The 17,860-nt window shown below is 70.7% G+C and carries 18 protein-coding genes and 1 riboswitch; of the genes, 8 read left to right on the forward strand and 10 right to left on the reverse strand.

The features are described 5' to 3' along the window. Positions 1 to 83: 83 nt before the first annotated feature. Both JYA75_RS14100 and JYA75_RS14105 read left to right on the forward strand, forming a co-directional pair. Entirely contained in the window at positions 84 to 1,091 is a 1,008-nt protein-coding gene (locus tag JYA75_RS14100) for an NADP-dependent oxidoreductase (RefSeq protein WP_161995069.1), read from the forward strand. Positions 1,092 to 1,180: 89 nt separating this feature from the next. Further along, complete coding sequence (locus tag JYA75_RS14105) at positions 1,181 to 2,218, forward strand: NAD(P)-dependent alcohol dehydrogenase (RefSeq protein ID WP_065922367.1); 1,038 nt, start codon at positions 1,181 to 1,183, stop codon at positions 2,216 to 2,218. A 69-nt stretch (positions 2,219 to 2,287) separates the two neighbouring features. Here the strand turns inward: JYA75_RS14105 and JYA75_RS14110 are convergent, their stop codons facing one another. From JYA75_RS14110 to sdhC, 4 genes are read right to left on the reverse strand one after another with little or no spacing between them, the layout of a single operon-like run. Beyond that, positions 2,288 to 3,064: a succinate dehydrogenase iron-sulfur subunit gene (locus JYA75_RS14110; RefSeq protein WP_003935736.1), complete on the reverse strand. Its 777-nt coding sequence runs from the start codon at positions 3,062 to 3,064 to the stop codon at positions 2,288 to 2,290. Further along, complete coding sequence (sdhA, locus tag JYA75_RS14115; protein ID WP_006939688.1) at positions 3,064 to 4,815, reverse strand: succinate dehydrogenase flavoprotein subunit; 1,752 nt, start codon at positions 4,813 to 4,815, stop codon at positions 3,064 to 3,066. Before sdhA ends, JYA75_RS14110 begins: the two co-directional genes overlap by 1 nt. 15 nt (positions 4,816 to 4,830) lie before the next feature. Continuing rightward, complete coding sequence (locus JYA75_RS14120; RefSeq protein WP_029544728.1) at positions 4,831 to 5,271, reverse strand: succinate dehydrogenase hydrophobic membrane anchor subunit; 441 nt, start codon at positions 5,269 to 5,271, stop codon at positions 4,831 to 4,833. A 33-nt stretch (positions 5,272 to 5,304) separates the two neighbouring features. After that, positions 5,305 to 5,709 carry a succinate dehydrogenase, cytochrome b556 subunit gene (gene sdhC, locus JYA75_RS14125; RefSeq protein ID WP_072635622.1) on the reverse strand — a complete coding sequence of 135 codons (405 nt, stop codon included), beginning with the start codon at positions 5,707 to 5,709 and terminating at the stop codon, positions 5,305 to 5,307. Between the two features lie 253 nt (positions 5,710 to 5,962). Between sdhC and JYA75_RS14130 the strand changes: the two genes are divergently transcribed. The 5 genes from JYA75_RS14130 to JYA75_RS14150 all read left to right on the forward strand — a co-directional run bounded on the left by JYA75_RS14130 (position 5,963) and on the right by JYA75_RS14150 (position 12,395). Further along, positions 5,963 to 6,385 (forward strand): cytidine deaminase, encoded by a 423-nt coding sequence (locus tag JYA75_RS14130; protein WP_029544723.1) that lies wholly within the window; start codon positions 5,963 to 5,965, stop codon positions 6,383 to 6,385. Next, a complete protein-coding gene (locus tag JYA75_RS14135) occupies positions 6,378 to 7,661 on the forward strand; it encodes a thymidine phosphorylase (protein WP_006939678.1) in 1,284 nt (427 codons plus the stop codon). Before JYA75_RS14130 ends, JYA75_RS14135 begins: the two co-directional genes overlap by 8 nt. Before the next feature lie 17 nt (positions 7,662 to 7,678). Continuing rightward, on the forward strand, positions 7,679 to 8,779 hold the full coding sequence (locus JYA75_RS14140) for an adenosine deaminase (protein WP_050035495.1): 1,101 nt from the start codon (positions 7,679 to 7,681) through the stop codon (positions 8,777 to 8,779). A 54-nt stretch (positions 8,780 to 8,833) separates the two neighbouring features. Next, positions 8,834 to 10,924 carry an ATP-binding protein gene (locus tag JYA75_RS14145; protein ID WP_203330120.1) on the forward strand — a complete coding sequence of 697 codons (2,091 nt, stop codon included), beginning with the start codon at positions 8,834 to 8,836 and terminating at the stop codon, positions 10,922 to 10,924. 82 nt (positions 10,925 to 11,006) lie between these two features. After that, positions 11,007 to 12,395, forward strand: a complete 1,389-nt coding sequence (locus JYA75_RS14150) for an FAD-binding protein (RefSeq protein WP_202916584.1) — start codon at positions 11,007 to 11,009, stop codon at positions 12,393 to 12,395. Here the strand turns inward: JYA75_RS14150 and JYA75_RS14155 are convergent. Genes JYA75_RS14155 through JYA75_RS14175 form a run of 5 tightly spaced genes read right to left on the reverse strand, consistent with a single transcriptional unit; the run spans position 12,328 to position 15,634 of the window. Next, positions 12,328 to 13,560: a hypothetical protein gene (locus JYA75_RS14155; RefSeq protein WP_006939675.1), complete on the reverse strand. Its 1,233-nt coding sequence runs from the start codon at positions 13,558 to 13,560 to the stop codon at positions 12,328 to 12,330. The two genes, JYA75_RS14150 and JYA75_RS14155, sit on opposite strands and share 68 nt — an antisense overlap. A gap of 60 nt (positions 13,561 to 13,620) precedes the next feature. Beyond that, positions 13,621 to 13,926 carry a YbaB/EbfC family nucleoid-associated protein gene (locus JYA75_RS14160; protein ID WP_006939673.1) on the reverse strand — a complete coding sequence of 102 codons (306 nt, stop codon included), beginning with the start codon at positions 13,924 to 13,926 and terminating at the stop codon, positions 13,621 to 13,623. A 5-nt stretch (positions 13,927 to 13,931) separates the two neighbouring features. Then, positions 13,932 to 14,264, reverse strand: coding sequence for a hypothetical protein (locus JYA75_RS14165; RefSeq protein WP_050035492.1), 333 nt, complete (start codon positions 14,262 to 14,264; stop codon positions 13,932 to 13,934). A 39-nt stretch (positions 14,265 to 14,303) separates the two neighbouring features. After that, a complete protein-coding gene (locus tag JYA75_RS14170; RefSeq protein WP_029544713.1) occupies positions 14,304 to 15,287 on the reverse strand; it encodes a C40 family peptidase in 984 nt (327 codons plus the stop codon). Next, on the reverse strand, positions 15,284 to 15,634 hold the full coding sequence (locus JYA75_RS14175) for a hypothetical protein (RefSeq protein ID WP_050035491.1): 351 nt from the start codon (positions 15,632 to 15,634) through the stop codon (positions 15,284 to 15,286). Before JYA75_RS14175 ends, JYA75_RS14170 begins: the two co-directional genes overlap by 4 nt. A gap of 171 nt (positions 15,635 to 15,805) precedes the next feature. Next, positions 15,806 to 15,873, forward strand: a riboswitch (guanidine-III (ykkC-III) riboswitch). Positions 15,874 to 15,883: 10 nt separating this feature from the next. Between JYA75_RS14175 and JYA75_RS14180 the strand changes: the two genes are divergently transcribed. Continuing rightward, a complete protein-coding gene (locus JYA75_RS14180; protein ID WP_006939659.1) occupies positions 15,884 to 16,198 on the forward strand; it encodes an SMR family transporter in 315 nt (104 codons plus the stop codon). Positions 16,199 to 16,300: 102 nt separating this feature from the next. Here JYA75_RS14180 and JYA75_RS14185 read toward each other — a convergent pair whose 3' ends face one another. After that, positions 16,301 to 17,857 carry an MFS transporter gene (locus tag JYA75_RS14185; RefSeq protein ID WP_050035490.1) on the reverse strand — a complete coding sequence of 519 codons (1,557 nt, stop codon included), beginning with the start codon at positions 17,855 to 17,857 and terminating at the stop codon, positions 16,301 to 16,303. Positions 17,858 to 17,860: the final 3 nt, after the last annotated feature.

The raw sequence follows: 17,860 nt of genomic DNA on the forward strand, positions 1-17,860 counted from the left end.
TATATATTGGAAAGGTCAGTTCAATACTCCGGAGCTGCCGGGACGGTCCCAGCGGCTCGAGACGTGAGGAAGGTTCACACCCGGTGACCTCTAGCACCCAGATCCAACTGGTCCGGCGCCCCGTCGGCTGGCCGTCGCACGACGACTTCCGCGCCGTGACGGTCGACCTGCCCGACCTCGGTCCGAACCAGGTCCGCGTCGTCAACGAGTTCGTCTCGGTCGACCCCTACATGCGGGGACGGATGAACGACGTCAAGTCCTACATCCCGCCGTTCGCCCTGGGCGAGACCATGACCGGCGGCGCCGTCGGCCGCGTCGTGGAGTCGACGTCGCCGGCCCACCCCGTCGACTCGGTCGTGCTGCACGATCTGGGCTGGCGCGACGTCGCGCAGGGCGACGCCAGGGCCTTCCGTGTGGTCGACGAGCTTCCGGGGGTTCCGATTTCCGCCTACCTCGGCATCCTCGGCCTGACGGGGCTGACCGCCTACGTCGGTCTGATGCACATCGCCCGCATGCAGCCGGGTGACACCGTCTTCGTCTCCGGGGCCGCCGGAGCGGTGGGCACCGCCGCCGGACAGATCGCCCGGCTCGAGGGTGCGAGCCGGGTGCTCGGCTCCGCCGGCTCCGAGAGCAAGGTCGCGATGCTCACCGAGCGCTACGGCTACGACGACGCGTTCGACTACAAGTCGGCGCCCGTGCGGCGCCAGCTCCGCCGTGCGGCACCCGACGGCATCGACGTGTACTTCGACAACGTCGGTGGCGACCACCTCGAAGCCGCGCTCGACGTCCTGCGCGACGGTGGCCGGGCCGCCCTGTGCGGCGCGATCGCCCTGTACAACAACACCGAGCGCACGCCCGGGCCGGACAACATGGCCAACATCATCACCCGCGGCCTGACCCTGCAGGGCTTCACCCTCGGCCACTACACCCACCTCTTCCCCGAATTCGCGGCGAAGATGGGGCCGTGGCTCGCCGCCGGCGACGTGGTGTTCGACGAGACGATCGTCGACGGGATCGACAACTCGGTCGATGCCTTCCTCGACCTGATGCGCGGGCGCAACGTCGGCAAGATGCTCGTCCGTGTCGCCTGACGTCCGGGGCCGGAACGGCCGGCGTCGCGCAGCGGAAGATTCGCTGCAGTATCGGGCGGGCACGCACCCCCGGCCGTAGAGTCGGGCGCATGAAAGCCGTCCAGTACACCGAGATCGGCTCCGAGCCGGTCGTTGTCGACATCCCCACCCCGACGCCCGGGCCGGGTGAGATCCTGCTGAAGGTCACCGCGGCCGGGCTGTGCCACTCGGACATCTTCGTGATGGACATGCCGGCGGCGCAGTACGCCTACGGCCTGCCGCTCACCCTCGGCCACGAGGGTGTCGGCACCGTCGCCGAACTCGGCGAGGGCGTCACGGGATTCGGGGTGGGGGACGCCGTCGCCGTGTACGGGCCGTGGGGCTGCGGTGCGTGCCACGCCTGCGCGCGCGGCCGGGAGAACTACTGCACCCGCGCCGCCGACCTGGGCATCACGCCACCCGGTCTCGGCTCGCCCGGGTCGATGGCCGAGTACATGATCGTCGATTCGGCGCGCCACCTCGTCCCGATCGGAGACCTCGACCCGGTCGCCGCGGCGCCGCTCACCGACGCCGGTCTGACGCCGTACCACGCGATCTCCCGGGTCCTGCCGCTGCTGGGGCCGGGCTCGACGGCCGTCGTCATCGGTGTCGGCGGGCTCGGCCACGTCGGCATCCAGATCCTGCGCGCCGTCAGCGCGGCCCGCGTGATCGCCGTCGACCTCGACGACGACCGTCTCGCCCTCGCCCGCGAGGTCGGCGCCGACGCGGCGGTGAAGTCGGGCGCCGGTGCGGCGGCCGCGATCCGGGAACTGACCGGCGGTCAGGGCGCGACGGCGGTGTTCGACTTCGTCGGCGCCCAGTCGACGATCGACACGGCGCAGCAGGTGGTCGCGGTCGACGGGCACATCTCGGTCGTGGGCATCCACGCCGGCGCACACGCCAAGGTCGGGTTCTTCATGATCCCGTTCGGCGCCTCCGTCGTGACCCCGTACTGGGGCACCCGGTCGGAACTGATGGAGGTCGTCGCGCTGGCCCGCGCCGGCCGGCTGGACATCCACACCGAGACGTTCACCCTCGACGAGGGGCCGGCGGCGTACCGGCGGCTGCGCGAGGGCAGCATCCGCGGCCGCGGCGTGGTGGTTCCCTGAAACGGGTGAAGGTCCCCGTCGCCCGGTGGAACCGGGTGACGGGAACCTTCACCGTGGAGCAGAAGCAGATCAGCGGGCGAACAGCAGCGCGCGCTTGACCTCCTGGATCGCCTTCGTCACCTGGATGCCACGGGGGCACGCGTCGGTGCAGTTGAAGGTGGTGCGGCAGCGCCACACGCCCTCGACGTCGTTGAGGATGTCGAGGCGCTCGGCGGCACCCTCGTCACGGCTGTCGAAGATGAACCGGTGCGCGTTGACGATCGCGGCGGGGCCGAAGTAGCTGCCGTCGTTCCAGTACACCGGGCACGAGGTGGTGCAGCACGCGCACAGGATGCACTTGGTGGTGTCGTCGAAGCGGGCCCGGTCGGCCTGCGACTGGATCCGCTCGCGGGTCGGCTCGTTGCCGGTGGCGATGAGGAACGGCTTCACCGCGCGGAACGCGTCGAAGAAGGGTTCCATGTCGACGACGAGGTCCTTCTCGACCGGCAGGCCGCGGATCGGCTCGACGGTGATGGTCACCGGCTTGCCGTCCTTGGGCAGCATGTCCTTCATCAGGATCTTGCAGGCCAGGCGGTTGACGCCGTTGATCCGCATGGCGTCCGAGCCGCACACGCCGTGCGCGCAGCTGCGGCGGAACGTGAGGGTGCCGTCGAGGTAGCCCTTCACGTACAGCAGCAGGTTGAGCATGCGGTCCGACGGCAGCGCCGGAACCTGGAAGCTGTCCCAGTGCTGACCCTTGCCGTCCTCGGGGTTGAACCGCGCGATCTTGAGGGTGACCATGGTGGCACCCTCTGGCACGGGAGGCAGGTTCGAGACGTCGGCTTCGTTCTTCTCGAGGGTTGTCATCAGTACTTCCGCTCCATCGGCTCGTAGCGGGTCTGCACCACCGGCTTGTAGTCCAGGCGGATGGGGGAGATCAGCTCCGTCCCCTCCTTGTAGGCCATGGTGTGCTTGAGGAAGTTCTCGTCGTCGCGCGTCGGGTAGTCCTCGCGGGCATGGCCGCCGCGCGACTCCTTCCGGTTGAGCGCACCGGCGACGGTGACCTCGGCCATTTCGAGCAGGAAGCCCAGCTCGACGGCCTCGAGCAGGTCGCTGTTGTAGCGCTTGCCCTTGTCCTGGACGGTGATGTTCTTGTACCGCTCCTTCAGGGCGTGGATGTCCTCGAGCGCCTTGCTGAGCGTCTCCTCGGTGCGGAACACCGAGGCGTTGTTGTCCATGGACTGCTGCAGCTCGCTGCGGATGTCCGCCACGCGCTCCTTGCCACCGGCACCCAGGATCCGCTCGAGCCACTCCACGACGTTGCGGGCCGGGTCCTCCGGCAGGTCCACGTGGTCGTGGGTGTTCGCGTACTCGGCGGCCGCGATGCCGGCGCGGCGGCCGAACACGTTGATGTCGAGCAGCGAGTTGGTGCCGAGGCGGTTGGCGCCGTGGACGGAGACGCAGGCGCACTCGCCGGCGGCGTAGAGGCCCGGGACCTCGTCCTCGTTGTTGCGCAGCACCTCACCGTTGATCTTGGTGGGGATGCCGCCCATCACGTAGTGGCAGGTCGGGTACACCGGCACGAGCTCGGTGACAGGGTCGACGCCGAGGTAGGTGCGGGCGAACTCGGTGATGTCCGGGAGCTTCTCCTCGAGGACGTCCTCACCGAGGTGGGTCACGTCGATGTAGACGTAGTCCTTGTTCGGGCCGGCGCCGCGGCCCTCGAGCACCTCGAGCACCATCGAGCGGGCGACGATGTCGCGGGGCGCGAGGTCCTTGATGGTGGGGGCGTAGCGCTCCATGAAGCGCTCGCCGTCGGCGTTGCGGAGGATGCCGCCCTCGCCGCGCACGGCCTCGGAGATCAGGATGCCCAGGCCCGCGAGTCCCGTCGGATGGAACTGGTGGAACTCCATGTCCTCGAGCGGCAGGCCCTTGCGGAAGATGATGCCCATGCCGTCACCGGTGAGGGTGTGCGCGTTGGACGTCGTCTTGTACATGCGGCCCGAGCCGCCGGTCGCGAACACGATCGACTTGGCATGGAAGACGTGAATCTCGCCGGTGGCGAGCTCGTACGCGATGACGCCGGTCGCGACGGGGCCTTCGGGGGTTTCCGTCAGCGCGATGTCGAGCGCGTAGAACTCGTTGAAGAACTCCACGTCGTGCTTGACGCAGTTCTGGTAGAGCGTCTGCAGGATCATGTGGCCGGTGCGGTCGGCCGCGTAGCAGGCGCGACGCACCGGGGCCTTGCCGTGGTCACGGGTGTGGCCACCGAACCGGCGCTGGTCGATCTTGCCCTCGGGCGTGCGGTTGAACGGAAGCCCCATCTTCTCGAGGTCCAGCACCGCATCGATGGCCTCCTTGGCCATGATCTCCGCCGCGTCCTGGTCGACCAGGTAGTCGCCACCCTTGACGGTGTCGAAGGTGTGCCACTCCCAGTTGTCCTCCTCGACGTTCGCGAGGGCGGCGCACATGCCGCCCTGGGCGGCGCCGGTGTGGCTGCGGGTGGGGTAGAGCTTGGTCAGAACTGCGGTGCGGGCGCGGGGGCCGGCCTCGATGGCCGCACGCATGCCGGCGCCGCCGGCACCGACGATGACCACGTCATAACGATGTTCCTGCATGAAGTCGTAGCTCCCCTAGCTCGCAACGATGTTGGGGTCGAAGGTGAAGATCACATAGGTGCCCAGGCCCATGATCAGGATCATCGACACGACCAGGATCGTGTTGAGCCAGAATCGGGTCGAGTCCTTGCGGGAGTAGTCCGCGATGACCGTGCGCAGGCCGTTGCCGCCGTGCAGCTGGGCGAGCCAGAGCATCGTCAGGTCCCAGAACTGCCAGAACGGGCTGGACCAGCGGCCGGCGACGAACGCGAAGTTGATGCGGTGCACGCCCTCGTCCAGCATCAGCATGATGAACAGGTGGCCGAGCACCAGGATGATCAGTGCAAGGCCGGACAGGCGCATGAACAGCCACGCGTAGAGCTCGAAGTTGTTCTTCGCGGCGCGGCGCGGGGAGCGCGGGTTGTCCAGGCTGGCCGGGCGGTCGTACGCCGTGCCCAGAGTCTTCGCTTCAGTCATGTCAGTGCCCAATTCTTCGTCGCTGCGCTCATGTCAGTGCCCCGCAAACATGTTGTAGAAGATGCGACCGGCGGCGGGGATCATCACCACGAACCAGATCGCCAGGATCGTCCAGAGCATCACCCGCTGGTACTGCGGGCCCTTGGACCAGAAGTCCACGAGCATCACGCGCAGGCCGTTGAGGGCGTGGTAGAGCACCATCGCCACCAACCCGAGCTCCATGAGACCGACGACGGGATTCTTGTAGGTCTCGATGACACTGTCGTAGGTCTCGGGATTGACCCGGACGAGTGCCGTGTCCAGGACGTGAACGAAAAGGAAGAAGAATGTCGCCACGCCTGTGATCCGGTGCAGAACCCAGGACCACATGCCCGGGTCTCCCCGGTAAAGCGACCGTGTGCGCCCCGGTGCGGGAGCGGCTTCAGTCGTGCTGCTCATCGAGTGCTGTGCCTCCAACGTCAATGGTGGACGCGTCGAGCCTCTCCAGCCTCTGGGGGATTCCGCAGCACGGGCTCGACGTGAACCTGAACCGACTTGGACCGACTTTAGTCCTATCCGAAAGTCGGGAACTAATTCGAGTAGCGGTTCGTACGGCCTCCAAATAACAAGTTAGGTTTGCCTTTCCAACTGTGATCTGGCCCGGCCGGGCCGGTGAACCGTGGAATCGGCCACCGTGACAGGATGGACAACCATGCCGGACGTAGACTGGAAAACCTTGCGCGCCAAAGCACATGAGGTGATGGGCCGCGCGTACGCGCCCTACTCCCGATTCCCCGTGGGGGCCGCGGCACTGGTGGACGACGGACGGATCGTCGTCGGATGCAATGTGGAAAATGTCTCACACGGAGTGGGTCTGTGCGCCGAATGTGTACTGGTCGGTAACTTGATTTCCGGTGGTGGCGGGCGGTTGCGGGCCGTCGCCGTCTGCGATGCCCGCGGGGCCGTCCTGAGCCCGTGCGGACGCTGCCGGCAGATCCTCCTCGAACACGGCGGCCCCGAGCTCGAGGTCGACACGCGCCGCGGTCCGCGCCCCATCGCCGAGCTGCTGCCCGACGCGTTCGGCCCCGGTGACCTGGACGCGGTGCGCGAGGCGGGAGGTGCCGACCGTGCCTGACGCCCTGTCCATCATCACCCGCAAACGGGACGGCAAGGAGCTCAGCGGAGCCGAGATCGACTGGATCATCGAGGCGTTCACGCGTGGTGTCGTCGCCGACGAGCAGATGGCCGCCCTCGCGATGGCCGTCTACTTCCGGGGCATGACGCGCGCCGAGACGGCCCGCTGGACCACCGCCATGATCGACTCGGGCCGGCGGCTGGACTTCACCGGCCTGGGCCTGCCCACCGTCGACAAACACTCCACCGGCGGTGTGGGCGACAAGATCACCCTTCCGCTGGCCCCGCTCGTCGCCGCCTGCGGCGTCGCCGTGCCGCAGCTCTCCGGCCGCGGACTCGGCCACACCGGCGGCACCCTCGACAAGCTCGAATCGATCCCGGGCTGGCGCGCCGAGCTGAGCATCGCCGAGATCGCCGAAATCCTCGCCGACCCGGCGGTCGGCGCCGTCGTCTGCGCGGCCGGCGCCGACCTCGCCCCGGCCGACCGCCGGCTCTACGCCCTGCGCGACGTCACCGGCACCGTCGAGTCCATCCCCCTGATCGCCAGCTCGATCATGAGCAAGAAGATCGCCGAGGGCACCGGCGCCCTCGTCCTCGACGTCAAGGTCGGTTCCGGGGCCTTCATGAAGGACCTCGGCGACGCCCGGGAACTCGCCCGCACCATGGTCGAGCTGGGCGAGGACGAAGGGCTGCACACCGTCGCGCTCCTCACCCGGATGGACGTCCCGCTCGGCCGGACCGCGGGCAACGCCCTCGAGGTGCGGGAGGCCGTCGAGGTGCTCGCCGGCGACGGCCCGCCCGACGTGGTCGAGCTGACCCTCGCCCTCGCCCGCGAGATGCTCGCCGCCGTCGGCCGGGACGACGTCGACCCCGCGGACAAGTTGCGCGACGGCACCGCCATGGACCGGTGGCGCGCGATGATCGCCGCGCAGGGCGGCGACCCCGACGCGCCCCTGCCGGTCGCCCGGCACACCGAGGTGCTGCGCGCACCCGGCGACGGCGTGCTCGCCGAACTCGACGCGATGGCGGTGGGTGTGGCCGCGTGGCGGCTCGGCGCCGGCCGCGAACGGCAGGGCGAACCCGTGCAGGCCGCGGCGGGGATCGAGCTGCACGTCAAGCCGGGGGACCGGGTCCGCGCCGGGGACGTGATCGCCACCCTGCACACCGACACCCCGGCGAAGTTCCCCGCCGCGATGGCGACGCTCGGTGAGGGCGTGCACATCTCCGACTCCACGCCGGCGACACGGCCGCTCGTCGTCGAGCGGATCACCGCCTAGCCGACTACCGTCGGGGCATGACGGAGCCGGCGACGACGACACTGACCGAATCCGCGCTGCGGACCGCGCCGAAAGTGCTTCTGCACGACCACCTCGACGGCGGTCTGCGGCCGGGAACCGTACTCGAGCTGGCCGATGCCTGCGGCTACCGGCTGCCGGCCGGCACGGAACCCGAGCTGGCGCGCTGGTTCCGGGACTCGGCCGACAGCGGCTCGCTCGAGCGGTACCTCGAGACGTTCGCGCACACCGTGGCCGTCATGCAGACCCCGGACGGCCTCGAGCGGGTCGCCCGCGAATGCGTGCTCGACCTCGCCGCCGACGGCGTCGTCTACGCCGAGGTCCGCTTCGCTCCCGAGCAGCACCTCGAGCGGGGGCTGGACCTGGACTCCGTGGTCGAGCACGTGCTCGAGGGGTTCCGGTCGGGGGAGTCCGCGGTGGAGGCCTCCGGCGCCCAGCCGATCCGGGTGCGGCTGCTGCTCACCGCGATGCGGCACGCGGCCCGGTCCCGGGAGATCGCCGAACTCGCGGTGCGGTTCCGCGACCGCGGCGTCGTCGGGTTCGACATCGCCGGTGCCGAGGCCGGCTACCCACCGAGCCGGCATCTCGACGCCTTCGAGTACATGCGCGCCGCCAACGCGCACTTCACGATCCACGCGGGGGAGGCCTTCGGGCTGCCGTCCATCCACGAGGCCATCGCGTTCTGCGGCACCGACCGCCTCGGCCACGGCGTGCGCATCGTCGACGACATCACCGTCGCCGCGGACGGCGCCGCCACCCTCGGCCTGCTGGCGAACTACGTCCGCGACAAGCGGATCCCGCTCGAGCTGTGCCCGAGTTCGAACGTGCAGACCGGCGCCGTGGACACCCTCGAGCAGCATCCGTTCGACCTGCTGGCGCGCCTGCGGTTCCGGGTCACCGTCAACACCGACAACCGCCTGATGAGCGACACGACGATGAGCAAGGAGATGATGCGGCTGGTCGAGACGTTCGGGTACGGGTGGTCCGACCTGGAGCGGTTCACGATCAACGCGATGAAGTCCGCGTTCCTGCCGTTCGACCAGCGGCTCGAGCTCATCGACGACGTGATCAAGCCCGGCTACGCCGTCCTGATCGGCTGACAGTCCCCTCGTCGGACAGTACCCTCGGCGGACCTCACCTCGTAGGGTCGAGGTATGGGCGATCGCGTCCCGCCCTCGGCAACTCTCGGCGACGTGCTCGCCGCGCGCCGGCGGCGCCGGTTCGTCGGTCGTTCGGCCGAGCTCGAACTCGTACGTGCCGCCCTCGACTCGCCCCGGCCCCCGTTCTCGGTGCTGTACCTGTACGGGCCCGGAGGGATCGGTAAGACGAGCCTGCTCGACGAGGTGGCCGATCTCGCCGTCGGGGCCGGTTCGGTCCTCGTGCGTCTCGACGGGCGGGACCTCGTTCCCGCCCCGGCCGCCGTGCTCGCCTCGTTGGCGGAGCATCTCGACCTGGACGCGGATCGAATCGCCACCGCCTCCGGGCAACGGCTGGTGATGGTGATCGACACGTACGAGGCACTCGCACCGATCGACGGCTGGATCCGCCGGGATCTGTTGCCGCGGTTGCCGGACAGCGCGGTGACCGTGATCGCGGGGCGGAGTCCGCCGTCGCCGCAGTGGCGCTCGGACCTCGCATGGGGCGATCTGCTGCGGGTGGTGTCGATGCGCAATCTCGCACCCCGGGAGAGCGTCGACTACCTGCGCGCCGTCGGGGTCCGGGACGACCTGCACGACCGCCTCTGCCGCGTGGCACACGGCCATCCGCTGGCGCTGTCGTTGCTCGCCGACGCGGTGCTCCGCGGCGGACGTGCCGACGCGGATCCGCTGAGTCCCGACCTCGTGGGGACGCTGCTGCGCCGGTTCGTCGACGAGGAACCGGGCACCGTGCATCGCCGGGCCCTGGAAGTGTGCGCACTCGCACGCGTGACCACCGAATCGCTCCTGCGGGACGCGCTGGGCACCGGCGACGACTGCGCCCACGACGCATTCCGGTGGCTTCGGGGCCTCTCGTTCGTCGAGACCGGGGCCGACGGCCTGCATCCCCACGACCTGGCCCGGGACGTCATCGACGCCGACCTGTGGTGGCGGGACGCCGACAGCTATGCCGACGTCTTCCGCCGGGTGTGGCGGCACATCCACCGAACCCTCGACTCGGCGACCGGCCGACGGCAACAGCAGGCGATCTTCGACCTGAAGTTCGTGTTCCGTCACCTCGCCGGCGTGCTCTCGCCGGTGCAGTGGGAGAGCTGGGGCCGGTACTATCCGGAACCCGCCACCGCCGCCGAGCACGCGGCGGTCGTCGAGCTGATCCGGACCGCGGAGGGAGCCGAGTCCGCCCGGCTCGCGCAGCGGTGGCTCGACCGGCAACCGGACGGCTTCTTCGTTCTGCGCTGCCCGGACGGAACCGTCCGCGGAGTGATCGGGCTGCTGGACCTCACCCGCGCCTCCGAAGAGGACCGGGACCGCGACCCCGGGGCCGCGGCGGCATGGCGGGCCGCGCGGCGAGGCACGCCGGTGCGCGAGGGCGACGTCGTCACCCAGACCCGATTCGTCGTGGACCGGGAGACGTACCAGGATCCCTCGCCGACGCTCAACGCGGTCCCGATCCTCACGATGCAGCGATACCTCACCACCCGGGGCCTCGCCTACGACGTGCTCGTCCTGGCCGAGCCGGACCGGTGGGACGACTACTTCGCCGTCGCCGACCTCCCACGGGTCGACGGCGGCGACTTCGTCGTCGGTCCCCGCCGATTCGGCCTGTTCGCCCACGATTTCCGGCGCGTCCCGGTCGGCGCCTGGCTCGAACGGGTGACGGAACGGGCGCTGGCCCGCGGTCCGTCGCCGCCGGTGCCCAGCGCACCCGTGCTGCTCGTACTCTCCCAACCCGAGTTCGCGCAGTCGGTCAAGCAGGGCCTGCACGACCTGCGGCAGCACGCTCTGCTCGCCCGCAATCCCCTGCTGCGCACCCGGGTGCTCCACGACCGGGCCGGCGCCGGTGAACCCGACGTCGCGCTGCTCGAGCAGGTGCTGCGCGACGCGGTCGCCACCCTCGCCGACCATCCCCGCGACGACAAACTGCTGCGGGCCGTGGACCGGACGTATCTGCGGCCGGCGGCGACCCAGGAGTCGCCCGCGGCAGCGCTCGGACTGCCGTTCAGCACCTATCGGAGGCACCTGGCCACCGGGGTGGAGCGGATCGTGTCGTGGCTGTGGGACCAGGAGGTGTACGGCCGCCGGCAGTGAGCACAACCGAGCACCGAACGGACTGGTGACCGAGCAGATTCCGGACGCATGCTTCTCGCACTCGAACGAGGAGGTGCCGGAAATGGTGACACGTATCGGTGATCGCGCCGTGGTCCTCGGCGCGGGAACGGCCGGTCTGCTCGCCGCGCGGGTGTTGTCGGATGCGTACTCGGACGTGGTGGTGATCGATCACGACAGACTGCCGGACGGTGCCGCGGCACGGCGCTGCGTACCGCAGGGTCGGCACATCCATGTGCTGGTGGCCGGCGGGATGCGCGCGATGGAGGAACTGCTGCCCGGGCTCACCGCCGATCTCGCCGGCGACGGTGCACCGATGGTGGACCAGTGCGGCGACGTGCGCTGGTATCTCGGTGGCCACCGCCTCCGGCAGGCGGAGAGCGACCTGACGGCGGTGAGCGCGAGCCGGCCGAATCTCGAACATCGGGTGCGGTCCCGCGTCGCCGCACGTCCCGGAGTGCGGATCGTCGATCGTTGCGACGCGCTGGGATTGACCGTGAGCCGGGACGGCCGAAAGGTCACCGGCGTGCGCGTGCTCCGCCGGGCGGACGGCAGCGTCGAGGAGGTTCTCGACGCCGATCTCGTCGTCGACGCCACCGGCCGTGGTTCGCGAACCCCGGCGTGGCTCGAGCGGCTCGGATACCACCCGCCCGAGCGGGAGGAGGTGCGCGTCGACCTCACGTACGTCACGCGCACCTACGCCTCCGATCCGGCACTCATGGGCGGCGACCTGGGGATTCTGCTCGCGCCGTCGCCGCTGTACCCGCGCGGTGCCGCCATCCAGGCGATCGAGAACGGTCGCTGCCTCGTGACGGCGGTGGGCATGCTCGGGCACCGGCCCCCGTCCTCGCCGGACGGCTGGGTGGACTTCCTGCGGTCCCTGCCCCGCCCGGACGTGTACGACGCGATCCGGGACGCCGAGCCGCTCGACGCGCCCCGGTCGTACCACTTTCCGGCGAGTCGGCGGCAGCGCTACGAACGGTGCCGGCGGCTGCCGGAGGGACTGCTGGTGACCGGCGACGCCGCATGCAGTTTCAACCCGATCTACGCGCAGGGAATGAGCATCGCGGCGTTCGAAGCCGGGCTGCTCGCCGAACACCTGAAGGGCGGCCGGGAGCCGGACCCGCATCGATGGTTCCGGGATATGGCGAAGGTCGTCGACGTGCCCTGGGACATGGCCACCGGCGGCGACCTCGCCTGGCCGCAGGTCGAGGGCCGGCGCAGCGCGAAAGTGCGCCTGGCCAACCGCTACCTGCCGCTCGTCCACGCCGCCGCCGCGCAGGATCCCGAGGTGGTCCGCGCATTCTTCCGCGTCGCGGCGATGGTGGATCCGCCCGGGACGCTGTTCGCCCCGCCGGTGGTCGGGCGGGTGCTCCGCCGGACGATCAGTGCTTGTGCAGCCGGGTCTCGAACTCCCGCTCGAGAGCCCGCCACGCCTCGGCCTCCGCGGTGAACGGCGCGCTGGGCGCGAGCCGCGTCGGATCCGGCTCGAGCACGTAGTTGACGAACCAGCCCAGCTCCGTCGACCCGGCCAGCGCGGCGTCGGTGCTGTCGTCCTCGGCGTAGTTCGCGGCGTCGGTGAACAGTTCGACCGCCAGATCCAACTGATCGGCGTCCACCGCCTCCGTACCGTGCTCGATGTCGTCCGCGATCCCGGGCAGCACGTACACGTTCTCGTCCGTCACCTCGACCTCGAGGGAACCGTCCGTCGCCGCGTGCCGGATGTCGTCGTAGGTGCTGAGCGCCGCCAGATCGTGGTCGTGGTGGTCGGCCAGGTAGCGCGCCAGCGCCCGCTCCGTGGGGAACACGAGGATCGTCCCGTCGCGGCCGAGGAACAGCGCGTCGTCGTCGAGGTAGCAGCGCAGGGTGAACCACGTGCCGTCGGAGGCGATGATCTTGACCGGGTCGATTCCGACCGCCGTCCAGAAGCTCGTGTCCTCGTTCTCGTCCCCGTCGACGAACTCGTATTCCTCGTCCTCCGCCTCCTCGGCGGCGTCCTCGGCCTCGACGATGTTCTCCTCGGCCGCGACGAGTTCCGCCTCGGCCTCGGCGACGAGCCCGGCGTCGACCTCGGGGGACGTCACGACGGCGTCGAGCGCGTCGATCACCCCGTCCCAGTCCTCGGCGACGGCGGAGCCGACCCGGTTCCACAGCTCCCCGCCCTCGCGGCCCTCGAACGCCGCGACACCGTGGCTCAGCAGCGCCTCGATCTCCGCCCGTTCGAAGAACTTCGTCACCGACTCGAGCTCGCACACGTCGCCGAGGACGGAGACGATGTCGAACGTGTTCTGCAGTTCGGCGACGGACTCCGGGTCCGCGTCGTCCGCCACCAGTTCCGGCACGCCGATCAGGTCGTACGAATGGCTCTCGTCCGGCTCGAACTCCTCCGCGGAGAGTTTCGCGACCACCGGCCAGGCCGGATGCTCGACGAGGTCGTTGTCGGCGCCGGAGCGGACGAACGCGACGAGCTCGGCCACCGCACCGAACGCGTACAGATCGTCACCGTGGCCGAGGAACGCCTCCCATTCGTCGTCGCCCTCGCGCCACCGCGGCGCCCAGAGGGTCACGACGTCGCCGTCGGTGAGACCGAGCTCGATCGGGACGATGTCTCCAGCCATGGTCGCCAAGCCTAGCCATGTCCCGGCCGAAGACATAGCTGGGCGCCGATGAGACGACCGTCACCCGAGTGCACCGCGGAGTTCCCCGAGCAGACGAGCTCGTTCGGCGGCGGCGGCCCGTGCCGCCTCGTGCGTCGTGGCCAGGATCGATGCCGCCACGTCGCGCGCGTGGAGCCCGCTCAGCGCCTCGTCGAGCCACAGCCGGGTCAGGGCGCCGTTGCCGTCCACCTCGGCCCGCACGAGGCCGTCCGGGCTCGTCGCGGCGCCCGACACCACGCCGAGTGCGGCCACACAGTCCTGCAGGGCCCCGAGCCGCGTGCGCACACCGTCCACGATCTCCGTGATCCGCTGATCGCTCGCCGACATCGCGCTCACCACCCGGTCGCCGACGGAGAGCCGGCCGTCCGCGCGTCGTCGCGGCGTGCGCGCTGCACGTCGTCGTGGGTGGGCAGTCCCAGCCGGTTCAGCAGTCCCTCCGGCATTCCCCTGCCCGCCAGCTCCTCTCGGTGCAGCGCGGCGGCCTCGAGTGTCGCGCGACGGCACAGCGACACGATCTGTTCGGCCAGTTGTGCTGCCCCGTAACGTAGTTCGCTCTGATCGATGTGCAGGTCGACGGGCAGGCCCTGTTCGGTGGTGCGCACCGAGACGGTGCCGGACCGGTTCCGGGCGGTCGCCGTCGTGATGGTCGTCTCCGCGGTGTCCATACCGGGTTGGACGCGACGCCGCGCCCCTCGGTTCCCGGCCTAGCCGGTGGGGCCGGTGGGACGGAAGAAGCCCTGGAACCCCATCCCGCTGTTCGTGGTCCGGATCGGCGACAGCTGCACCGGGTCGCCGGCCTCGACCATGAGGCCGTTTCCGACGATCATCGCGACGTGCCCGTCCCACACCGCGAGGTCGCCGGGCTGCACCGCGCTCGCCTCGACGGGGGTGCCGACGTCCTGCTCCTGCGCAAGGCGCGGAATCTGCACCCCGGCCTGCCCGTACGCCCACTGGGTCAGGCCGCTGCAGTCGAGGCCCTGCCCCGGTGCGGTGCCACCCCACACGTAGGGCGTGCCCTGCTGGGAGAGCGCGTGACGCACCGCCTCGGCCGCCGCCCGATTGGGTGCCACGGCAACGCTGCCGTCGGGCAGCCGCACCTCGGTGCCGTTGCCGCCGAAGGCCCGCAGCTCGCCGGCCGGTGAGGCGGCCGGATCGCCGGCCGTCGGTGCTGCCGGTGCGGGCTCCGAGGGCATCAGCTCCGCCATCCTGGTCGTCTGCTCGGCGAGCGACGAGGTGACCCGGGTAAGCACGTCGAGCCCGGCCGCGATGTGCTCGATCGCCGCGACCAGCAACATCATCTGCCCCTGCGGTAGCGCCGCCAGGGGAGCGGAGCGCTCGGCCAGCGTCGTGAACGATTCGATCAGCCGGGCGATTTCGGCTGCACCGGTCAGGACGGTCGTGGTCGCGTCCGCCGCGACGTCGGCGATGGCCGTCCCGCGGTCGGCGGCGGCGACGAGGTCGGCGAGCGCCCGCTCGCCGCTGCGCACGGCCGTCTCCGCCGCGGCCCCCGCCCAGTCCCACGCGAGTTCGCCCAGCGCAACCCGGCCCACCGAGTGCACGCCGTCGACCAGTTCGGCGCACGACCGCAGCACGGCGGCCGGGTCGGTGCCGACCGCTCCGGCGCCGAACGCCGACAACAGCTCGGCCAGGGGAGCGGTGAGCAGATCCGCCCCCGGCGCCGCGGTCACCGCGGGGCCCCGGCGGCGTTCAGCCGTGCCGCCTGGGCGGCGACGACGCGTTCGTAGGCGGCCGCGGTGGCACCCGCGATCGCGCCCATGGCGTCGAAGGTGTCACCGAGACGGGTCAGTTCCGCTCCGTGGCCGCGGTGGGTGGCCGCGAACGCGGCGAGGAACTCGGCGCCGACCGGGCCGAACACCGTCGCGAGCGGTGCCGGATCGGCCGCGCGTGCGTCGGCGGCGGCGTCGTGCAGCCGCTCGCCCAGGGCCGCGGCGGTGTGCCCGAACGCCGCGATCGTCCCGGGCCGGGCGCGTACCACCTCGTGGTTGCCGTTGCCGTTGCCGGTGCCTGCGTCCATTCGGCCTGCTCCCCTCCGTGGAAACGGATCGTCCTTCCACCGCTTGGACGCAGCGGGCGGCGGCCCGGTTCCCTGCGGCCCCGCGGTACGGACGCCACGGGCGAGCGCGTCCCGCTGTCCCGCCACGCAGAGGGCGAACTTGTTCCCCGTCACGGGGTGTGGGACCGTGGACGCGAGCCTGCCTCACCGGGCTCCCGGACGAGGGGCGCCGTACCCGGTGTGCGACAAGACGGCCCGTCGGAGGCTGTGATGTCGTGGTTGGTTCTGGTGGTGTCCGGGGTGCTGGAGGCGGTGTGGGCCACCGCGTTGGATCGGTCCCGGGGACTCAGCCGGCTCGGCCCGTCGGTGGTGTTCGTCGCGGCGTTGGTCGCGAGCATGGCGGGACTGGCGTATGCCATGCGCCGGCTGCCGGTGGGGACGTCCTACGCGGTGTGGGTGGGGATCGGTGCGGTGCTCACCGTGGCGTTCGCGATGGCCACGGGCGAGGAGGCGGTGTCGGCGTCGAAAGTCGTGTTCCTGGGCATGATCGTCGGGGGCGTGATCGGGCTGAAGCTGGTGCACTGAACCCGTTCCGGAGGGACACCGCAACCGTCGGGGCCGGCCGCGAGGAGCACCGGCCCCGGAACCGGGCGCACGAATCCGCGCACGGCAGTGGCGGATCCGCCGTCACGGCGTGCGCGCGCCGGCGCCGTCGGGTCGTCGCGGCATGAGGAAGAAGACCAGCACCGCGACGACGAGCGGCAGCGCCGAGACGATCAGCATGGTGGTCGCGACGCCCTCGGTGAAGTCGACGCCGAGGGTCAGCCCGTGGGCGAGCTGCACCAGGTTGGGGTCGTACCCGGTGGGGCCGCCGCTGTGGGACATCGTCAACGTGACGGCGTGCTCGGCCTGCTCCGCCTCCTGGACCGAGATGCCGCGAGTTTCGGCGTCCTCGAGCACTTCTCGCCGGTAGAACGCGTCGAGCAGCAGGATGTAGACGGTCGGGCCGAGGGCGTAGCCCATCATTCCGAACGCCGGCTGGACGGCGGCGATCGACCCGGTGTTGCCGGTCTCGGCCTGCGAGAGGATCGTGTCGGCGGTCGCGGTTCCGGCCACGAATCCGCCCAGATTGCTGGTCCACGTCGCCACGACGAGCGCCGCGACCGTCATCGTCGGGGCGACCGTCGCCGCCGTCACGAGGCCGCTCAGCACGATGACCAACAGTCCGGTCACCAGCACCGGGCGCGCGGTGTGCGCGGCGATCATCCGGCCGGCCAGCACGCTCGCCGCGGCGATCACGAGCGTGCCGGGAAGGTACAGCAGTCCGACGGCCTGCGAGGACATGCCCAGCACGTAGTCGCCGAGCTGGCCGAGCACGGTTCCCAGACCGGCCGCGAGCAGGTTCACGGTCAGGACCGCGAGCACCGCGAGGACGAAGGCGCGGCGCCCGAACAGCGACAGGTTCAGGGCCGGCTCCGGCGTCCTGCGTTCGTGCCACACGAACGTCGCGGCGGCGGCGACGCTGACGCTCAGAGGCACCCAGGCGCGCGGTTCGGTGAGCCCGTCGGGCACCGCTCCGATCCCCGCCACCAGGCCGAGCAGCGCCACCCCGAACAGACTCACACCGAGGACGTCGACTCCGCCCGCGGCCCGGCGCGGTGGTTCGTCGACGAACCGGACGATCAGTGTCAGCGCGAGCAGCGCGAGCGGCGGGGTGACGAGGAACAGCGATCGCCAGCCGAACGTCTCCACGACCCACCCGCCGACCGCCGGAGTGATGCCGTACAGGACCGTGTCGACGGCCATGAGGACGCCGAGAGCCGTCGACCGCAGTTCGGCCGGAACGGAGGCGGTGACGAGCGCCAGCGACAGTCCCAGCAGCGCGGTCAGCGCCAGGCCGTCCAGGAAGCGCATCAGCAGCAGCACCGGATAGTTCGGCGCCAGCGACGACAGCAACCCGACGGCGATGTTGGCGACGAGGGCCCACACGAGCATGCGCGCGAGCCCGAACCGGTCGCCGAGAGTCCCGACCGCGAGGACGGATGCGGCCACCATGAGGGTGGAGGCGGCGGCGAGCATCCCGATCCGGTCGGCGGGAACGTCGAGACCGCGGCCCACGGTGGACAGATTGAGGGTCAGCATCAGCGGGTCGACGGCCGCGATCGCGTAGGCGATCGCGGGACCGAGAACGGTCAGGAGGATCCGGCCGGTGAGGCGCGGCGCCGCCTCGGCGCGTTCGGCCATCAC

Source organism: Rhodococcus sp. PSBB066 (genome assembly GCF_017068255.1).
Lineage (GTDB): Bacteria > Actinomycetota > Actinomycetes > Mycobacteriales > Mycobacteriaceae > Rhodococcus > Rhodococcus aetherivorans.

Excerpts from the sequence above, each read along its gene's own strand:
- JYA75_RS14120 (WP_029544728.1), bottom strand. The coding sequence starts at position 5,271 with ATGACTGAAGCGAAGACTCTGGGCACGGCGTACGACCGCCCGGCCAGC.
- JYA75_RS14140 (WP_050035495.1), top strand. The coding sequence starts at position 7,679 with ATGACGGAGCCGGCGACGACGACACTGACCGAATCCGCGCTGCGGACC.
- JYA75_RS14110 (WP_003935736.1), bottom strand. The coding sequence starts at position 3,064 with ATGACAACCCTCGAGAAGAACGAAGCCGACGTCTCGAACCTGCCTCCC.
- sdhA (WP_006939688.1), bottom strand. The coding sequence starts at position 4,815 with ATGCAGGAACATCGTTATGACGTGGTCATCGTCGGTGCCGGCGGCGCC.
- JYA75_RS14175 (WP_050035491.1), bottom strand. The coding sequence starts at position 15,634 with ATGGACGCAGGCACCGGCAACGGCAACGGCAACCACGAGGTGGTACGC.
- JYA75_RS14145 (WP_203330120.1), top strand. The coding sequence starts at position 8,834 with ATGGGCGATCGCGTCCCGCCCTCGGCAACTCTCGGCGACGTGCTCGCC.
- JYA75_RS14165 (WP_050035492.1), bottom strand. The coding sequence starts at position 14,264 with ATGGACACCGCGGAGACGACCATCACGACGGCGACCGCCCGGAACCGG.
- JYA75_RS14160 (WP_006939673.1), bottom strand. The coding sequence starts at position 13,926 with ATGTCGGCGAGCGATCAGCGGATCACGGAGATCGTGGACGGTGTGCGC.
- JYA75_RS14130 (WP_029544723.1), top strand. The coding sequence starts at position 5,963 with ATGCCGGACGTAGACTGGAAAACCTTGCGCGCCAAAGCACATGAGGTG.
- JYA75_RS14180 (WP_006939659.1), top strand. The coding sequence starts at position 15,884 with ATGTCGTGGTTGGTTCTGGTGGTGTCCGGGGTGCTGGAGGCGGTGTGG.
- JYA75_RS14185 (WP_050035490.1), bottom strand. The coding sequence starts at position 17,857 with ATGGCCGAACGCGCCGAGGCGGCGCCGCGCCTCACCGGCCGGATCCTC.
- JYA75_RS14155 (WP_006939675.1), bottom strand. The coding sequence starts at position 13,560 with ATGGCTGGAGACATCGTCCCGATCGAGCTCGGTCTCACCGACGGCGAC.
- JYA75_RS14105 (WP_065922367.1), top strand. The coding sequence starts at position 1,181 with ATGAAAGCCGTCCAGTACACCGAGATCGGCTCCGAGCCGGTCGTTGTC.
- sdhC (WP_072635622.1), bottom strand. The coding sequence starts at position 5,709 with ATGAGCAGCACGACTGAAGCCGCTCCCGCACCGGGGCGCACACGGTCG.
- JYA75_RS14150 (WP_202916584.1), top strand. The coding sequence starts at position 11,007 with ATGGTGACACGTATCGGTGATCGCGCCGTGGTCCTCGGCGCGGGAACG.